Genomic DNA, 16,372 nt, shown 5'->3' with positions numbered 1-16,372 from the left:
TCCTCCTATTTGAAAGCGTATTCGTTTTCTGTACTTTTATTATAGGTGTTCTCTATATTCTTTCACATATCATGAAATTTAGATTTATATAAGATTTTTAAGTTTTAGCTTTATTTTAAATAGACAAGAAAAGACATTTATCTAAATGATAAATGTCTTAAATAATTCATTTCTTTTTCTTTCAGAGCTTTAAACCCGATAATTCATCAAACATTGCATTAAATAGTCCTATTAAGTACTCTTCATCATCCGAATTGCCTAGAAACAACATTCTTCTGCTTCTTGATAAGGCAATTCAATTACATAATTATAGCTGACGGCACAGGCTTAACCACCAACAATCTTTCTTTGGATGCCATTTTAATTCTCTTTAGGTTTCTGATAAATCTTTTTAGGTAGCTTAATGGTAATGACTGTTCCCTGTCCTACTACTGATTCAATATGTAAATGATATTCGGGACCATAAATAAGCTTAATTCTTTCATTCACATTCCTCATACCATAGCCTTTAGAATTCTTTGCCAGCATCTTATCAATAGTCGCTTCGTCCATTCCTACACCATTATCTTCAACCATAATATAAACATGATTCTCTGTCGTAGTTGCATAGATTTTAATAATGCCTTTACGATCCTCTAATAAATCAATACCATGCCCGATCGCATTCTCAACAATAGGCTGTAAGATTAAATTCGGCGTTTCACATTCCATGATTTCATCTTCGATCTGGATATCCAGATCAAAGTCATAATCATGCATCATCATCTGGATATCCAGATAAGCATTCATATTCTTTATTTCATCAGCTAATGAACATGTATTTCTTCCTTTATTTAAAGATGTACGATAAAAATCGGAAAGTGATAAAGTAATTCTTGATATATCATTCTGACCCGTTTCAATAGCCATAAAATTAATCATTGATAATGTATTATATAAGAAATGCGGATTAATCTGCTGCTGTAATGCTCTCATTTCATAATTCTTCTGTAACAGCTTTGATTCATAGACTTGTTCAATCAGATATTTGATTCTTCTAATCATTGCACCAAAGCCTCTGATCAAAGTTCCTATTTCATCTTTATCATTACTTTCAACAGTTACTTCCAGTTGCCCTTTTTCAACATTCTTAACATTTGTCATTAAAGCATCTATTCTGCCGACAATAAACTTAGAAGAAAGATATAAGGCAATCCATGTTGCAATAATTCCTGCAAGCATAACAAACAAAGCAACAAACATATTAATCTTAACCGCTTTATCAGTTAATGCATCAGCTCCATGATAATAATAAATCGTCCAGCCTGTTTTCTTAGAATTATTGCTAATTAAACGATCATCCTTTTCTTTTTTTAAAGCAAGGATATCAGAAAAAGAAAGCATACTATTGTTGAGCTTATCCTTAGAATGTTTTTCATAAAGAACATTGTTACCTTTCGCAATAAAAAGGCTATAATTCTTTTCCTTTAAATTCTCAAAATTAGTAAATAGCTTATCATAATCTACTTCTATATATAATAAAGCCATTTTTCCTTTTCTTTCTAAGACAGGCATTCTTCTGACTGAGAAGACTTCTTTTCTTTCTTTATCAATAACCCATACAGGTGTATTACTTGAAATAGCTTTTTTATACCATGATTTCTCTTTGATTTTATTTAATGGAATTAATGTAGTTCCATGAGATACTTGGATATCATTTGAGTAAATAGTCAATTGTCTGATGTTAGACTGAAAGAATTGTACAGAATTCATCATAGGATCTAAAGTTGTCGTAATCTCCTTATAAAAGTCATAAGAAGATGCATAATCATAGCCCAGTACATTTGCAACTGTTTCAGAATAAGATAAATAATCTGAAAGATTATTATAGATATTGATATCAGCATCTAAAGTATTACTGGTAAGCTGAATCATTGATCTATCTGAACTCATCTCCTGTACGATAAGAAGTCTATTAATACGACTAAAAGCAAAGATTCCAAGAGATAGTAAAGGAATTAAGCCAAAGATGAAATAAATAGAAATAATCTTATCTCTCACCTTCATATCCCTAATCTTCTGCACTATTCTTTTATACATTATAGTTCACCTTTATTTCTATATTTCTGTGGTGATACACCAAAATACTCTCTAAAGCTCTGACAGAAATAAGATACATTGGAATATCCAACCGCAACCGCAATAGTTACAATACGTTCATGTGTTTCTTCAAGCATTTCTTTAGCTTTTGTCATTCTAACCCGCTTAATAAACTTACCTAAGTTCTCACCTGTTTCCTTTTTAAAGATATGAGAAAGATAGCTAGGAGCGAGACATACATGATCTGCCAGTGTTTCTACACTTAAATCAAGATTATAATTATTATAAACATACTTAATAACATCTTTAACTTCACTATGTGAAAGTGTTTTAGTCTGTGAGAATTCTTTATCCAACATTTCTATAAACTGATTCATTAAAGCAACAAGACTCTTGAAATCACTTGTACGATAGAATCTGACAATCATCTTATCTAATTCTTTTTCATCACTATGAGATAAAGCTTTATAAATCTCCTTAATCATTCCGGAGAATAAGAACTTAATATAATCATTAGAAAAATCATTCTGTGCATTATAAAGACTATAGAACTTTTCAAAATCTTTTCTAATAGCCATAATATCTCTAATATGAATATCATGCTTTACCTTATTCGTCAGTTCTTCTATTTCTTCATAAGGACTGATCACTTCCTCCTGATGATCAAAAGTATAATAGATATGCTTATCAGGATGATAATACATTCCTTCAAGCAGATCTTCCATTTTTTCTACTTCTTTTTTAATAGAGGAACTTTTTGTAAGACTCTTTGAAATCGCAATATAGCCCTTCACATTATAAGTAATCTGTAAACTGTTATAGATATCACTAGCGATCATTTTTAGTTTTTCAATATTATCTTCTTCAAAGAAGAATAATGACTGAGATAAATTTAAATTTAAATAATCAAAACTAATATGAATATCCTTTTTTAAGACATCTAATATATGATCAGCATTTTCAAAGAAGTTATTAGGAAACTCTAAAAGCATTAAACGATGATAAGAAGAAACATAATCATTGATAGATCTATTTACTAATTTCTTTTCGATCTGATCACCGCTATTTCCATTCACAAGATTATAAAGAATATGTTCTTTAATAATCTCTTCCTTTCTAATATTATCCTGCTGAGTTTCATGAAGCTTGTCTACTTCTGCTATAATTCTTTGAATTGTGGTTTTAAATTCTTCCGGATTAACAGGCTTTAAGATATACTCTAATACACCTAATGATAATGCTTTTTTAGCATATTCAAAATCACTATATCCTGAAAATATAGCTATCTTTAGTTGCGGATGTATTTTAACCGCTTCCTGAATTAATCCTATACCATCTAAAAAAGGCATTTTAATATCAGTAAGCAAAATATCTAAAGAATGATTCTGAATATACTCTAAAGCTTCCTTGCCATTCTTTGCTTCAACAATATCTAATTCTTCTTCCATCTGATCTAATAAAAAGTGAACACCTTTACGTCCTATCTTTTCATCATCAGCAATTAATACACGATACATATTCCCTTACTCCTATACATTCATACAATGCTGATGTCTTAATCTTAAAGCATCTAGAAATTCTTTATCTGCCTGAATCAGTAAGCAAGTATAAATACCTCCCTGATTTAACATTAAAGCATATATCTGATCATCATTAATTCTTGAATAATATTTTTTTGTTTTATATTTTATATGTTCATACTTAGAGATAAATTCTTCATTTGGCTTTCCTACATCAATAAGATGTGCTAAATCATAACGCCCAAACTTCTTTCTTTTTTCCTTATGAATAATCTTATCAATATGCAGACTATCATCCAGCATAATGTATTCATATTCCATTGATAATGAACGATTAAAATAATAAGCTAATGCAATCCACATAAACATGACCGGTATAAGAATTGGTACAAATAAACTATAAAAGCCAAAAATAACAGCTAGTGCTATCAATAAATTTCTAAATAACTTAGCCTTCAAACTTGCTTCTTTTTCAAAACTATACTCTACATAAACACTATTCATAATTTTTATCTCCTTTTATCCCAACTTAAGAATATCATAGATATTCTTAAGTTATAATGTTGTCAAAATTAGAAATATATTACTTTACTTAGATAAACTTGCCTCCTTTTTAAATCTTTATATAGTAAGGCAAGGAGGTTCTTTTATGAAACGTTTTGATATCAATCATATCCCTAATAAAGAATACTTATTAACTAACGGTTTAGGCGGTTACTGTTATGGCGGATTAGATGGTCAGAAACATTCCAAATACCATGCTTTATTAAATGCTTCTCTTAATCCTCCGGTTAATCGTCTTTCCATTCTCGGTGAAGTCCGTGAAGTCATTCAAATAAATAATCAGCCTTATCCTTTAGACAGCCAGTTTCTATTATATACTGAAACAGACAATACTGTATCTTTTCATTATATAGCTGCCGGTATTGCGATTGTTAAGACTATTTCTATGGTTCATCAGCAAAACACTATTGCTATTAAATATAATATCACAAACTCTAATACAAGTGCAAAACTTATCATCTCTCCGATATTAACTTTAAGAAATCATTCTACTGTAAATAAGAAAGCTGCCCGGACAGTTGCCTTTTCCTATCAGCATGATGTAAAAATCATTCCTATGAACTATAAGGATATTCTTATTTCCATGCATTTAAGTGACGGTGTCTTTACCAATCAAGAAAAAGTATTCTCTTACTTTTATCCGAATGATAAGAAAAGAGGAGAAGAAGCCTATGATCAGGGAATATCTCCCGGTTATTGGACAATCATGATTCCTTCTTATACTACTAAAGAAATCAGTATGATCTGTTCTATTGAAGATCAATATCCTCAAGATGCCAATCAGATCATTAATAATGAAATTAAACGACTGGATCATTTATCTTTCTATGGTGACTCTATCATGAAGAGACTGGCAAAAACGGCTGATCAGTTTATTGTCAAAAGAGCTTCTACTAAAAACTACAGTGTGATTGCCGGTTACCCATGGTTTACCGACTGGGGCAGAGATACTCTTATTTCTTTAGAGGGATTAACCTTAGTAACGGGAAGATATGATGTTGCTAAAAGCATTATCCGAAATTTCTCTTCCACTTTAAAAAACGGATTAGCCGTTAATATGTTTCCGGATAATAATAAACCTATCTATAATACTGTAGATGCTTCATTATGGCTGATTCACTGCTGTTATAAATACCTTCTTTATACCCGTGATGAACGCTTTATTTTACAGGAAATGTATCCTTTACTGAATACTATTATTTCTTCCTATATCGAGGGAACGGATCATGAAATTTATTTAGATGATGATTTTCTTTTACATGCCGGGAAAGACGAAGATCAGATTACCTGGATGGATGTCAGAATTGATGGCAAGGCTGTAACGCCTAGGCATGGAAAAGTCGTTGAAATTAATGCATTATGGTATCACTGTTTAAAAATTATGAATTATTTTTCTCGTTTGACTGATCATAATCCAACCTATGATTTATTAGCTGATAAGACTAAGCAAAGCTTTATAAATAAATTCTATGATCAAAGCAGAGGATATCTGCTGGATGTTGCTGATCCTGATGATGATTCTTTCAGACCTAATCAGCTTTATGCAATCGCATTGGATTTTAATGTTCTTCCAATTGAATTAGCAAAGCCTATTGTAGAAAAAATCAAGAATCGTCTTTATATTGGTAAAGGCTTAAGATCATTGGATCCATCGGATAAAAGATATCAGAAACATTATCAGGGAGATCTAAAAACTCGTGATAAGGCTTATCATCAAGGTACAAGTTGGGGATTTCTCATCGGTCCTTTTTTAAGAGCCTGTCTGAAATGCGGTTATTCCCATAAAGAAGTTTTACTATTGCTTATGCCTTTAATAGAATCAATGGATGAAGGATGCATTAATTGCATAAATGAGATATTTGATGGTGATGCTCCTTATACCCCTAGAGGAGCCGTTAATCAGGCATGGAGTATTGCAGAAGTATTATGTATTTATCATATGATAAAGTAAATCTTAGTTTTCTTATATTTTTTAAAGAATAGTGATATTTATGTAGCGTTTACATAATGTTAAAATATGGGCATGTAAGGAGACAGTATTCACTATGGCAAAATTATCATTAGAACACATTTATAAGACTTATCCTAATGGTTTCCAGGCTGTAAAAGATTTTAATCTGGATATTGAGGATAAAGAATTTATCATTTTTGTAGGACCTTCAGGGTGTGGGAAATCTACAGTATTAAGAATGATTGCTGGATTGGAAGATATTACAGGCGGTACTCTTACAATTGGAGATACTGTATGTAATGATGTAGAACCGAAGGATAGAGATATCGCGATGGTTTTCCAAAACTATGCTTTATATCCGCATATGACTGTTTATGAAAATATGGCATTTGCATTAAAGATTAATAAAGTAGACCCAAAGATTATTGATGAGAAAGTAAAGAAAGCAGCTTCTTTGCTTGATATTGAAAAATTATTAGACAGAAAGCCTAAAGCCTTATCAGGCGGTCAGAGACAGCGTGTAGCTATGGGACGTGCAATTGTCCGTAATCCGAAAGTCTTCTTAATGGATGAACCGTTAAGTAACCTTGACGCTAAATTAAGAGTACAGATGCGTGTAGTTATCAGCAGACTGCATCAGCAGTTAGGAACAACATTTATTTATGTAACTCATGACCAGACTGAAGCTATGACATTAGGTACTAGAATTGTTGTATTAAAAGACGGTATTGTTCAGCAGATCGATACTCCTCAGAATTTATATAATAAACCTGCAAATCTATTTGTAGCCGGTTTTATCGGTTCTCCACAAATGAACTTCCTGGAAGCTAAAGTCACATTAGAGAATGATGGTGTTCATTTAGAATTGGAGAACGGATTAAATATTAAAGTAGATAGTGATAGAGAAAAGAAATTAATGACGGGTTCATATATTGGCAAAACAGTTATCTTTGGTATTAGACCGGAAGATATCTATGATAAACCGGCATTTGTAGAAAAGCATCCTGAAACATCATTCATTTCTCATGTAGATGTTTATGAAACACTAGGTGCTGAAGTATACCTATACTTTAATATTGGTGAAACTAAAGTAACTGCTAGAGTTTCTCCGGATACGGAAACAAGACAAGGTGATACTGCTAAGTTTGCCTTTGATTTAAAGAATTATCATATTTTCGACAAAGATACAGAAGTAACACTTTAATGAATATTAGGAAGAGTTCCCTCCATTTTCTCTTCCTTTTATTTTGTTTAATTTTTATAAAATTAAGTTATAATAACAACAGGAGATGTGGCAGAAATGTATTTATTAAGTTTTTATCAGGGTTATGAAATTATTAATGTGGGACTCTTTATAAGTATAGAAAAGGGAAGATCATTTGTGAAACAAATACCCGGCTATAACAAAATAAAAGAAGGAAATTCATTCTATGAATATCTTGATCCTGATTTCCTGCCGGAGTATATGGAATTAACCTATTTAGGAAATATATATCCTATCACAAAATATATGTTTTTGAAAACATCAAAAGTGGATATAATATGGCAGGAACTAACTGATTTCTCAAAGATAGGAGAAGGCATCATCAAAGGATCAACAAGAGTAGATGCCTACTCTATTAACAATAAAGATGTTCATGAATATATAGAAAAAAGGGAGAAACAATACTGTAAAGTAAAAACATTTTTAGCTTCTAAAAATATTGAAGCTGACAGAAGTTTCTTTGGTTCAGAAGATGGAGAGGCTATTATTTATAGAAAAAATAAAACTGACAGCTGGCATTTTCTGACCCACATGGATCCGCTTTTTGTAGAAGAAGAAAATATTCAAGCAATTATAAAGAATATGCTGATGCTTTAAAGAATAAAAAGTCCGATTGCTTAATCGGACTTTTTATTTATCAATTCTGTGATTCTTTTAATGAGCTTATAATTCCCTAAATGGAATTTTATTATAATTAGCAGCCTTTTCTGCTGAAGAACCCTTAACTCCATAAACATTAACCATATCAGAGCAATTATAAAATGCTGCTGTATGTACATCTGTTGTTTTTCCGGGAATAACAACTTTTTCTAAGCTTGAACACCATACAAAAGACTGAGCTCCAATTTTTCTTAAATCTTTATTTAAATAAATCTCTTTCAATTCTAGAGAGTGATAAAGTGAATAGTTCTTCAATTCTGACAGTCCTTTACCGGCAATAAAAATCTTCAAATTTTTATTTTCTGCAAAAGAATTTTCTTCTACTGTTGTAATAGTATCAGCTAATCTGAGTCCTATTATTGTTGATTCACCTGTAAAAGCTTTGGTTCCAATTCCAGTTACTGTCTGACCGTTAATCTTCTCAGGAATTTTAACCATATCAGATTTACCTATATATTTCTTAATGACACCATTCTCAATCTCAAAATCTTTTTCATCAGCATCTGACGCCTCCATAAGTTGAGTATATAAAGAACTTTCATAAGCTCCTTTTTCTAATTTCTTTTCTTGTGTAGGATTTGATGTAGGCTTATCTTCTTTCTTCTCCGTTTTTTTACTGCCACATCCGCTTAATACGAGTGCTAAAACCACTACAGCAATTATTTTTTTCATAATATTCTCCTCCTAATTATAACTAATAAATGAGTTATATCTTATATTATCAAATAATTTTTTATCTTCAAGATAAATCAGCTACATGAATAAAAATCAATGTATACTTGTAAATGATATGAAACATTTTTTACAAAAATACATTAAACAGATAATACAAGCTACCGTTAAACTTTCATATTTCTTATTCTTTGAATATTCCTATTCATTAAATGTCTTCCAAGATATTGATATAAATACTTTTTTATCAGTGATATCTTTTGATGATGTTCTCCTAATAAGTCATCAGGAGAATCATAAATACCTAAATCCTGATTAATACCTTCACTTTGAATATATGTATTATTCTCATACCAGTCAATAACAGGATTATGAAGATCGGAAACAGCTGCTCCATAACCGCAAAATGTTCCTTTACAGTCAGAATAAATAACTTGCAGCTTATGCAGATAAGATATGTCTAAGATAAAGGCTTCTAATTCATACCAGTGGTCATTATAGAAAACTTCTACCCAGCTATGAAGTATATTTTCGGGTGCATTCCGATATACTATTCCTGTCATTGCCCCTTTTTGAAGCTTCTTATCAATGGTAAATGCATGAATACGACAAGGAATACCAACAGCACGAAGAAGAGCCATAAATAAAGTGCCTTTTGTATTACATTGACCATAGCCATCAGATAATACCCGAGATGCCGAAATATAATCATCAATATTATAGCCAAAAAATATTTCATCTCTAACAAAATTATATATTTCTTTAATTTTATTAAAATCATCTAATTCTATCCATCCTCTTGATTGAATCAATCTTTGAATACTTGGATGATCATAGTCAAGCATATCTGTTTTTTGAAGTAGTTTTTCCATATTTTCACCTGATTCATCATTTTATTCTTTTGATAAAAGAGAGCAAAAAGCTCTCTTATAAACGATTATACTTTGTCAGTAAATGAATAATATGCTTCTGCTTTCTTTTGAATGTATCAAGAGTGCGAAGCTTGAAACACCAGTTTGGCTCACCAATTGTACTTGGTGTGTTAATCCGTGTTTCCATTCCATAACCTAAAATATCCTGCATCATAATTATTGCAATTATCGGCTTTCCGGCAAGTATATAGTTAATAACTCGATCAGCCATTGTCTTACCGTGGAATTGTAACTTATTCATAACTGCTCTTATTTTCTTCCGTTCTATCTTTGAAAGTGAATGATACCATCCATTGATAGGGGCATTATCATGTGTTCCCGTATATCCAATACAGAAATCAGGAAGCTGATAATTATCTTTTTTCATATCATCATCAAATGAAAACTGAGCAACTCTCATTCCTAACATCTGATAATGATCTTTGAGCTGAATAACTTCAGGTCTTAAATCACCTAAATCTTCAGCAACTAAATTAATATCTGAAAACTTTTTATAGACATAGTCAAAGAAATCATATGAAGGTCCTAATACCCATTTTCCATTCTTTGCGGTAGTATCCCCTGATGGAATCTTCCAATAAGTATCAAAGGCTCTAAAATGATCTATTCTGATTAAGTCAAACATATCTTTATTCCAAGAAAGTCTATTCATCCAGAATGAATACTTATGATCCTTTAAATAATCCCAGTCATAAAGAGGATTTCCCCATAATTGTCCATCAGCACTGAAATAATCCGGAGGTACTCCTGCTACACTGGTTGGATGTCCTGTCTTATCTAATAGAAAACATTCTTTATTATCATAGACATCTGCACTATCTAATCCTACATAGATAGGCATATCACCCATAATCGTTAATCCTATTCCATTAGCATATGATTTTAATGACATCCACTGTCTATAGAAATAATACTGTACAAAATAGTGGAATAAAACTTCTTCCTGATCATAGTCAAGAGTTTCCCACTCAAGCCAGCATTTCTGATTGTTTATTTTTTTTCTGGCCCTAAACAAAGCATAGCCTTCAAGCCAGAAAGCTTTTGAAATAAATTCTTTATAATCCTCTGTTTCTTTAAAATTCCTAAATGCTTTTCTTAAATATGACTCTTTAAATTCTCTAACTTCATCATATTTTATAAATTGACTATAAGCCTGAAAAGATGGTACTTCTTCAAGTAAACCTTCTTCTTTTAATAGATCTAAGTTAATATAGATTTCATCTCCCGCAAAAGATGAGTAAGGCTGATATGGAGAGTTTCCATAACCTAACGGATTCAATGGAAGTATCTGCCATATCTTAAATTTAGAGGCTACTGCAATATCCGCAAAATCATAGGCATCTTGCCCCAGATCGCCAATACCATGTCTTGAACTAAGGGCAGACACAGGCATTAAAATGCCTGCCTGTCTGTCTCTCAGTCTAAAGTTTCCAGATGTCTTCATTGTATTGCTTAATTGTCCTATCACTAGAGAAATAGCCTGCTTTTGCGATATTTACAAGCATCTTCTTAGCCCAATTCAGTCTTTCTTTATAATCTTTTGTGGCATTCTGTTTTGTTTCTATATAATCTTTAGTATCTAATAAAGCCATAAACCAGTCTTTATATGTTAAATCATGATGTAATCTTTCTAATGCTTCACGATCTCCAACCGATGTTAAAGTATCTGAAACAATAAAATCAACTAACTCTCTTAATTCAGGATTTTGTTCTAACAATATCTGAGGTGAATAATCATTATTTTCATAATGAGCAATAACGCTATCACTATCTACACCAAAAATATAGATATTATTATCACCAACAAGCTCATGTATTTCTACATTTGCTCCATCATCAGTTCCTAATGTTACTGCACCATTAAGCATAAACTTCATATTACCGGTACCACTTGCTTCTTTAGAAGCTAATGAAATCTGTTCTGAAATATCTGCGGCAGGAATTAACTTTTCTGCATAAGTAACATTATAGTTTTCTACCATCACAATCTTTAAGTAAGGTGAAACTTCAGGATCATTATTAATAATCTGTGATAAGCATAAGATTGTATGAATAATGTCTTTGGCAAGAGTATAAGCAGGAGCTGCCTTTGCACCAAAAATACAAGTCATCGGATAAGCAGGAAGATTTCCTCTCTTAATCTCTAAATACTGATGAATAATATATAATACATTCATCTGCTGACGCTTATATTCATGTAATCTCTTAATCTGAATATCAAATAATGAATCTGCATCTACTTTAACACCTTCATGATTATAAAGATAAGCAGCTAATTCTTTCTTTTTATCTGTCTTAATCTTTAATAATCTATTAAGTACATCTTCATCATTCACAAAATCCAGCAGCTTCTTTAGTTCATCAGCATTTTCTTTATATCCTTCACCAATAAGACTGTCAATAAAGTCTGTTAATTCTTCATTACAAGATAACAGCCATCTTCTAAAAGTAATACCATTAGTCTTATTATTAAATTTATTCGGATATAAATCATAGAAATCCTTTAATTCAGAATTCTTTAAAATATCTGTATGAATAGCGGCTACACCATTAATTGAATAACCGAAATGAATATCCATAGATGCCATATGAACAAGCTTATTCTCATCAATAATAGCTACCTTATGATTATGACTTCTTTCATAAGCTACAGCATCTAATGCTTCAATAATTGGTAATAACTGAGGTACAATTTCCTCTAAATAGCTCATTGGCCATTTTTCTAATGCCTCAGCCAAGATAGTATGATTAGTATAAGCACATGTCTTTGAAACTAAAGAAATCGCTTCTTTAATTGTAAATCCTTCTAACATCAATAATCTAATTAATTCAGGAATAACTAATGATGGATGAGTATCATTAATCTGAATAACAACATGCTGATCTAATTCATTTAAAGGAATATTCCTTTCCTTCAAATCTTCCAAGATCATCTGTGCCCCATTTGATACCATAAAATATTGCTGATAAAGTCTTAATTTCTTACCTTCCTCAGTAGAATCATCAGGATATAAGAATAATGTCAGATTCTTTAACAAATTACTCTGATCAAATGAAATTCCATCATGAACAAGATTTTCATCTACAGTCTCAATATCAAATAAATGAAGCTGATTCTTATTACCGTGATATCCTAAAATATCAATATCATATAAAACAGAATGTAAGCTGAATCCTTTATAATCCACTCTATATCTCTTAAATGAGCGATTGAGCCATGAATGATCATCAATCCATGGATTAGGTTCTTCACACTGTTTATTTGCTTTAAAAACCTGCTTAAATAAGCCCAGATGATAATTTAATCCGATACCATCTCCGGGAAGATTTAAAGTAGCAATACTATCCAGAAAACATGCAGCCAATCTTCCTAAACCTCCATTACCTAATGACGGTTCATTCTCTAATTCTTCTATTTCAGCCAAATCAAAACCGTTTGCATGTAATACCTCTCTAACCTCTTTTCTAATACCGAGATTAATAAGATTATTACTCATTAATTTTCCGATTAAAAACTCTGCTGAAAAATAATAAACCTTCTTATTTCCTTTAATAAATTCTTTATCTTCTAAAGCCTGTTTTACGTAATTCAGCAGAACTACATAAACCTGTTCTTTAGAACATTCTTTCAATGTATGCTGATATAAATTCTGAGCATACTGTTCTAATTGTATGTTAAGATCCATTAGGGCTCCTCCTTCATTACAAGTCTACTATAACAACCCTTATTTTTGCTTTCAAGAGAAGCTAATAAAGTTGATATCTATCTAAATAATTCAATAAAATAGTCGCTTCCCCCGACCGCTTGATAGTCAAGAGTCAATCTGAAACATACTGTATTTTCCATGAAATAATGCTAAATGTCAATGATTTATATCATTTCTAATTTTAGAAACATAAAGTCTTTCTTCTGATAAATCAAACAAGAATAGTGAATCTTAAGTATTCTAATTCCTAATAGCAGATTATTATGATAAGAAAGCTTAAAAGAAAAGATATTTGTAACTGAGATATATTTTGACCCAAACAGTAAAGATACCTTTTAAAATAAGCGGTTAAAGGTAATATAGTCAAAACAAAAAGAGTAAAGATAAAACAAATATATCGTATCCTATCATTTGTTATCGATTTACACGAAAGACTTGATGACAAATATAAAATCTGACAGTAGAAAGAATATCTTAGAACCGATATAATATAGATAATTAGTTGGAGAAAAAATAAATTTAAGAGGTAACAATACACAATTTATTTAGGCGTTAAAGATATAAAAAAAATCAATAAAGTTTTACAGAGATGATTTAGAAACTGATTGCAAAGAAAATATCCGTTGGTATGTTTTTTTTGATATTCCGGGAATAAGGTTTGAACTTTTTCCTTGGAAGCAATTAGCAAAGAAGATATAAAAAATAACTTCAAGCAGAAAAATATTTGAAAGAATACTTAGGTGAAAGCAAGACCTTAAACATATCAAAATGAAAATCAGAAGTAATAACTTTGAGGAAAAAAAACAGTCTATATTCCCGAATCATAGACCTGCGAGAAGAGGTTGAACAATCTGAAAGTGTTAGAAGCTATATAGAGCAGTTACAGGAAAATTCAAAGGAACTAACACAGGTCAAGAAGAATGAGTTAGACCTATAAAAGCGTGCTGAAATATGGTATAATATTATAAATATTGAGTAAAACAAATTAGAAGTTATGTAGATGATGAAATATGATATTTCATGAATTTGGTGATAAAAATTTACCACATATATTATTGATACATGACGGAGGTAATGCCTAGTGGAACTATCGGCAGGATCGTATGCTATCAGATAAATATCATGTGATTTTACCAATACTCGGCTAAGCTATTTAAGGAAATGCATCCTAATTGTACTCTGTATGAAGCTAAAGGTTATAATCATGTTTATCTATTAGCTTACCTACCTTTAGAGGGGATTTCTCTGATTAATCCATTTTTGAAAAACAATATTTCTGTTAAAACTTCTTCATAAACTTGAAACGGTCTCAAGTTTGAATTTTATTTAGAAAAGAGGAATAATTATGAGATTTTTAATCATACCTTTGAGTTTTGGCGTTGTTGCATTACTGCTTTTTTTATTGACAATCTATATTTATTTGAGAATTGCAATAGCTGTAGGAACAGGGAAAGATTTACCCGGATGGATTTATGCGATTGGAACAACCCTGAAAGGAAGATTCAGCCACATTCAATATGATGATGTTACTGATTCGACAGCGTTGAAAGAGGCTACCTTATTCATTTTGAATTTTATTTTGGCAAATATTGTTGTTTTCGGTGTAGTATATTACAGAACATATCACTTTTCAAAAGCACTTTATACATGTTTGAAGGCTGAGTTTGGTATTATTATTGTAGTACTAATACTGAGCAGTATTATTAAACTGATTACTGTGTTATTTAATCGTTCTAATAAACCGATGTATATTTATTCTTCATCAAATGCTGTAAAGGCTACTCTGGTTTTTGCATGTTTTTCCTTCATACTCTTCATATCTTTGACCGGATTTCCTTCAGAACCAATCGAAGTTCAAATAGATAAAACGAATGTCATTATTGGGGAAACAAAGGCATCTGAGCTCTTGTCAGAAGGGTTCACTTTTTATAAAAAGACAGCTGATAGCGAGATTGTAAATCAACGCAATGATCATTTTTATTACGGCAAGCTTTTGGAAATTTTTCGCGACGGTAAGTCTTATGGTTTTATGAGTGTTACACCGACAGGGAAAGATTCGGATAGCTTAAAGAACTGTATTATAACATATTATCAGATTGACGCTGACAATAAGCAATTATCTGAGGTTACATTCAATCATACAGATTTATCTCATCTTACAATCCAGGATTTTAGAACTAAGGATATAAAGGATATTTTTTCGTTAAATCCTGTAGATTTTGAAGAAATAAAAAATGATACTCTTTTCAGTCTTACGATACAAACCGCAGATTATGAACTATGGAAAAGATATAGAATCGAGGCTAATTTTAATACAGATGGAACGGCATATCGTTACGGTGCAGGAGTACAACATGCACAATGGGAATAGACTTTTTTAAGTATACTCCCTTTATTTCTTATGGCGCTTTAAATTATTGTTTGGGTGTGGGTAAAAAAATCCCCTCATAAGTTATGATTGAATTGCCAACTTAAATCCCGTTTTGCCTAATTGAATAGAACAGTTTTAGAAACAGTAAACCACAAAGGTTTGCTGTTTTTTTCTTACTCAATTTTCAAAATACAAGCGTCAATAAATCAAAAAAGGTACTTGATAAAATGCTTCCTGTCTTAAAAAGATAGATACAGCATTTGATATTGATATACCTAGTTTCTTCTTATGTTTAATTCTTTAGATAAAATAATTTAAAGGCTTCTTATTGAGTATGAAAAAGGGGCTGACCCAGTAAAGTGATTTTTGTTAATCACTGAGCTGGTGTCAGTTCTTTTTCTTTATTATCTGATACTCATTTTATCAATTCTATTTATTGATGAGAAACCACATAAAAAAACACCCTTTTTTGGGCGCAATATCCCTATACTGTTGTGAAAAGTCATTTTTCAGGTGTGATTATCTTTTTTCTAGCAGGCCTGTTTGCACTCTAACCTGGCTTTGCTTTGTATCATATTATGGTACTTCCTGATATTGAAGCCGATTGCGAGCATGTAAAATTCAAATTTTACATTGGAATTGCCTCTTCGAC

11 protein-coding genes and 1 pseudogene are annotated in these 16,372 nt (G+C 31.2%); 5 read left to right on the top strand and 7 right to left on the bottom strand.

The features are described from left to right. Positions 1-360: 360 nt before the first annotated feature. The 3 genes from HMPREF9943_RS00860 to HMPREF9943_RS00850 are packed head-to-tail and all read right to left on the bottom strand — an operon-like array spanning position 361 to position 4,103. Positions 361-2,079 carry a sensor histidine kinase gene (locus tag HMPREF9943_RS00860; protein ID WP_004801181.1) on the bottom strand — a complete coding sequence of 573 codons (1,719 nt, stop codon included), beginning with the start codon at positions 2,077-2,079 and terminating at the stop codon, positions 361-363. Beyond that, entirely contained in the window at positions 2,079-3,596 is a 1,518-nt protein-coding gene (locus HMPREF9943_RS00855; protein ID WP_004801180.1) for a response regulator transcription factor, read from the bottom strand. Before HMPREF9943_RS00855 ends, HMPREF9943_RS00860 begins: the two co-directional genes overlap by 1 nt. Before the next feature lie 12 nt (positions 3,597-3,608). Further along, entirely contained in the window at positions 3,609-4,103 is a 495-nt protein-coding gene (locus HMPREF9943_RS00850; protein WP_004801179.1) for a DUF6106 family protein, read from the bottom strand. Positions 4,104-4,248: 145 nt separating this feature from the next. Here HMPREF9943_RS00850 and HMPREF9943_RS00845 point away from each other — a divergent pair, with 145 nt between their 5' ends. From HMPREF9943_RS00845 to HMPREF9943_RS00835, 3 genes are all read left to right on the top strand, one after another. Next, on the top strand, positions 4,249-6,114 hold the full coding sequence (locus HMPREF9943_RS00845; protein WP_004801178.1) for an amylo-alpha-1,6-glucosidase: 1,866 nt from the start codon (positions 4,249-4,251) through the stop codon (positions 6,112-6,114). Between the two features lie 94 nt (positions 6,115-6,208). Further along, positions 6,209-7,318, top strand: a complete 1,110-nt coding sequence (locus HMPREF9943_RS00840; protein WP_004801177.1) for an ABC transporter ATP-binding protein — start codon at positions 6,209-6,211, stop codon at positions 7,316-7,318. A gap of 96 nt (positions 7,319-7,414) precedes the next feature. Next, complete coding sequence (locus HMPREF9943_RS00835; protein ID WP_004801176.1) at positions 7,415-7,975, top strand: hypothetical protein; 561 nt, start codon at positions 7,415-7,417, stop codon at positions 7,973-7,975. A gap of 66 nt (positions 7,976-8,041) precedes the next feature. On the opposite strand, the gene HMPREF9943_RS00830 is transcribed toward HMPREF9943_RS00835, so the two are convergent. The 4 genes from HMPREF9943_RS00830 to HMPREF9943_RS00815 all read right to left on the bottom strand — a co-directional run bounded on the left by HMPREF9943_RS00830 (position 8,042) and on the right by HMPREF9943_RS00815 (position 13,328). Beyond that, the gene (locus tag HMPREF9943_RS00830; RefSeq protein ID WP_004801175.1) at positions 8,042-8,710 is read right to left on the bottom strand and encodes a leucine-rich repeat domain-containing protein; all 669 of its coding nucleotides are present in this window, start codon (positions 8,708-8,710) and stop codon (positions 8,042-8,044) included. Positions 8,711-8,877: 167 nt separating this feature from the next. Next, a complete protein-coding gene (locus HMPREF9943_RS00825; RefSeq protein ID WP_004801174.1) occupies positions 8,878-9,582 on the bottom strand; it encodes a transglutaminase-like domain-containing protein in 705 nt (234 codons plus the stop codon). Between the two features lie 55 nt (positions 9,583-9,637). Further along, the gene (gene malQ / locus HMPREF9943_RS00820) at positions 9,638-11,086 is read right to left on the bottom strand and encodes a 4-alpha-glucanotransferase (RefSeq protein ID WP_040402489.1); all 1,449 of its coding nucleotides are present in this window, start codon (positions 11,084-11,086) and stop codon (positions 9,638-9,640) included. Continuing rightward, a complete protein-coding gene (locus HMPREF9943_RS00815) occupies positions 11,064-13,328 on the bottom strand; it encodes a glycogen/starch/alpha-glucan phosphorylase (RefSeq protein WP_004801172.1) in 2,265 nt (754 codons plus the stop codon). Before HMPREF9943_RS00815 ends, malQ begins: the two co-directional genes overlap by 23 nt. 560 nt (positions 13,329-13,888) lie before the next feature. Between HMPREF9943_RS00815 and HMPREF9943_RS10460 the strand changes: the two are divergent. Both HMPREF9943_RS10460 and HMPREF9943_RS00810 read left to right on the top strand, forming a co-directional pair. After that, positions 13,889-14,045, top strand: a pseudogene (locus tag HMPREF9943_RS10460) (VOC family protein); the annotation flags it as partial. Positions 14,046-14,694: 649 nt separating this feature from the next. After that, the gene (locus tag HMPREF9943_RS00810; RefSeq protein ID WP_004801171.1) at positions 14,695-15,720 is read left to right on the top strand and encodes a hypothetical protein; all 1,026 of its coding nucleotides are present in this window, start codon (positions 14,695-14,697) and stop codon (positions 15,718-15,720) included. Positions 15,721-16,372 lie beyond the last annotated feature (652 nt).

The sequence above is a fragment of the Eggerthia catenaformis OT 569 = DSM 20559 genome (assembly GCF_000340375.1).
Classification (GTDB): Bacteria; Bacillota_I; Bacilli_A; order Erysipelotrichales; family Coprobacillaceae; genus Eggerthia; species Eggerthia catenaformis.
Note: the sequence above shows the minus strand (reverse complement) of the source record. Positions and strands in the feature narration are given on the sequence as shown.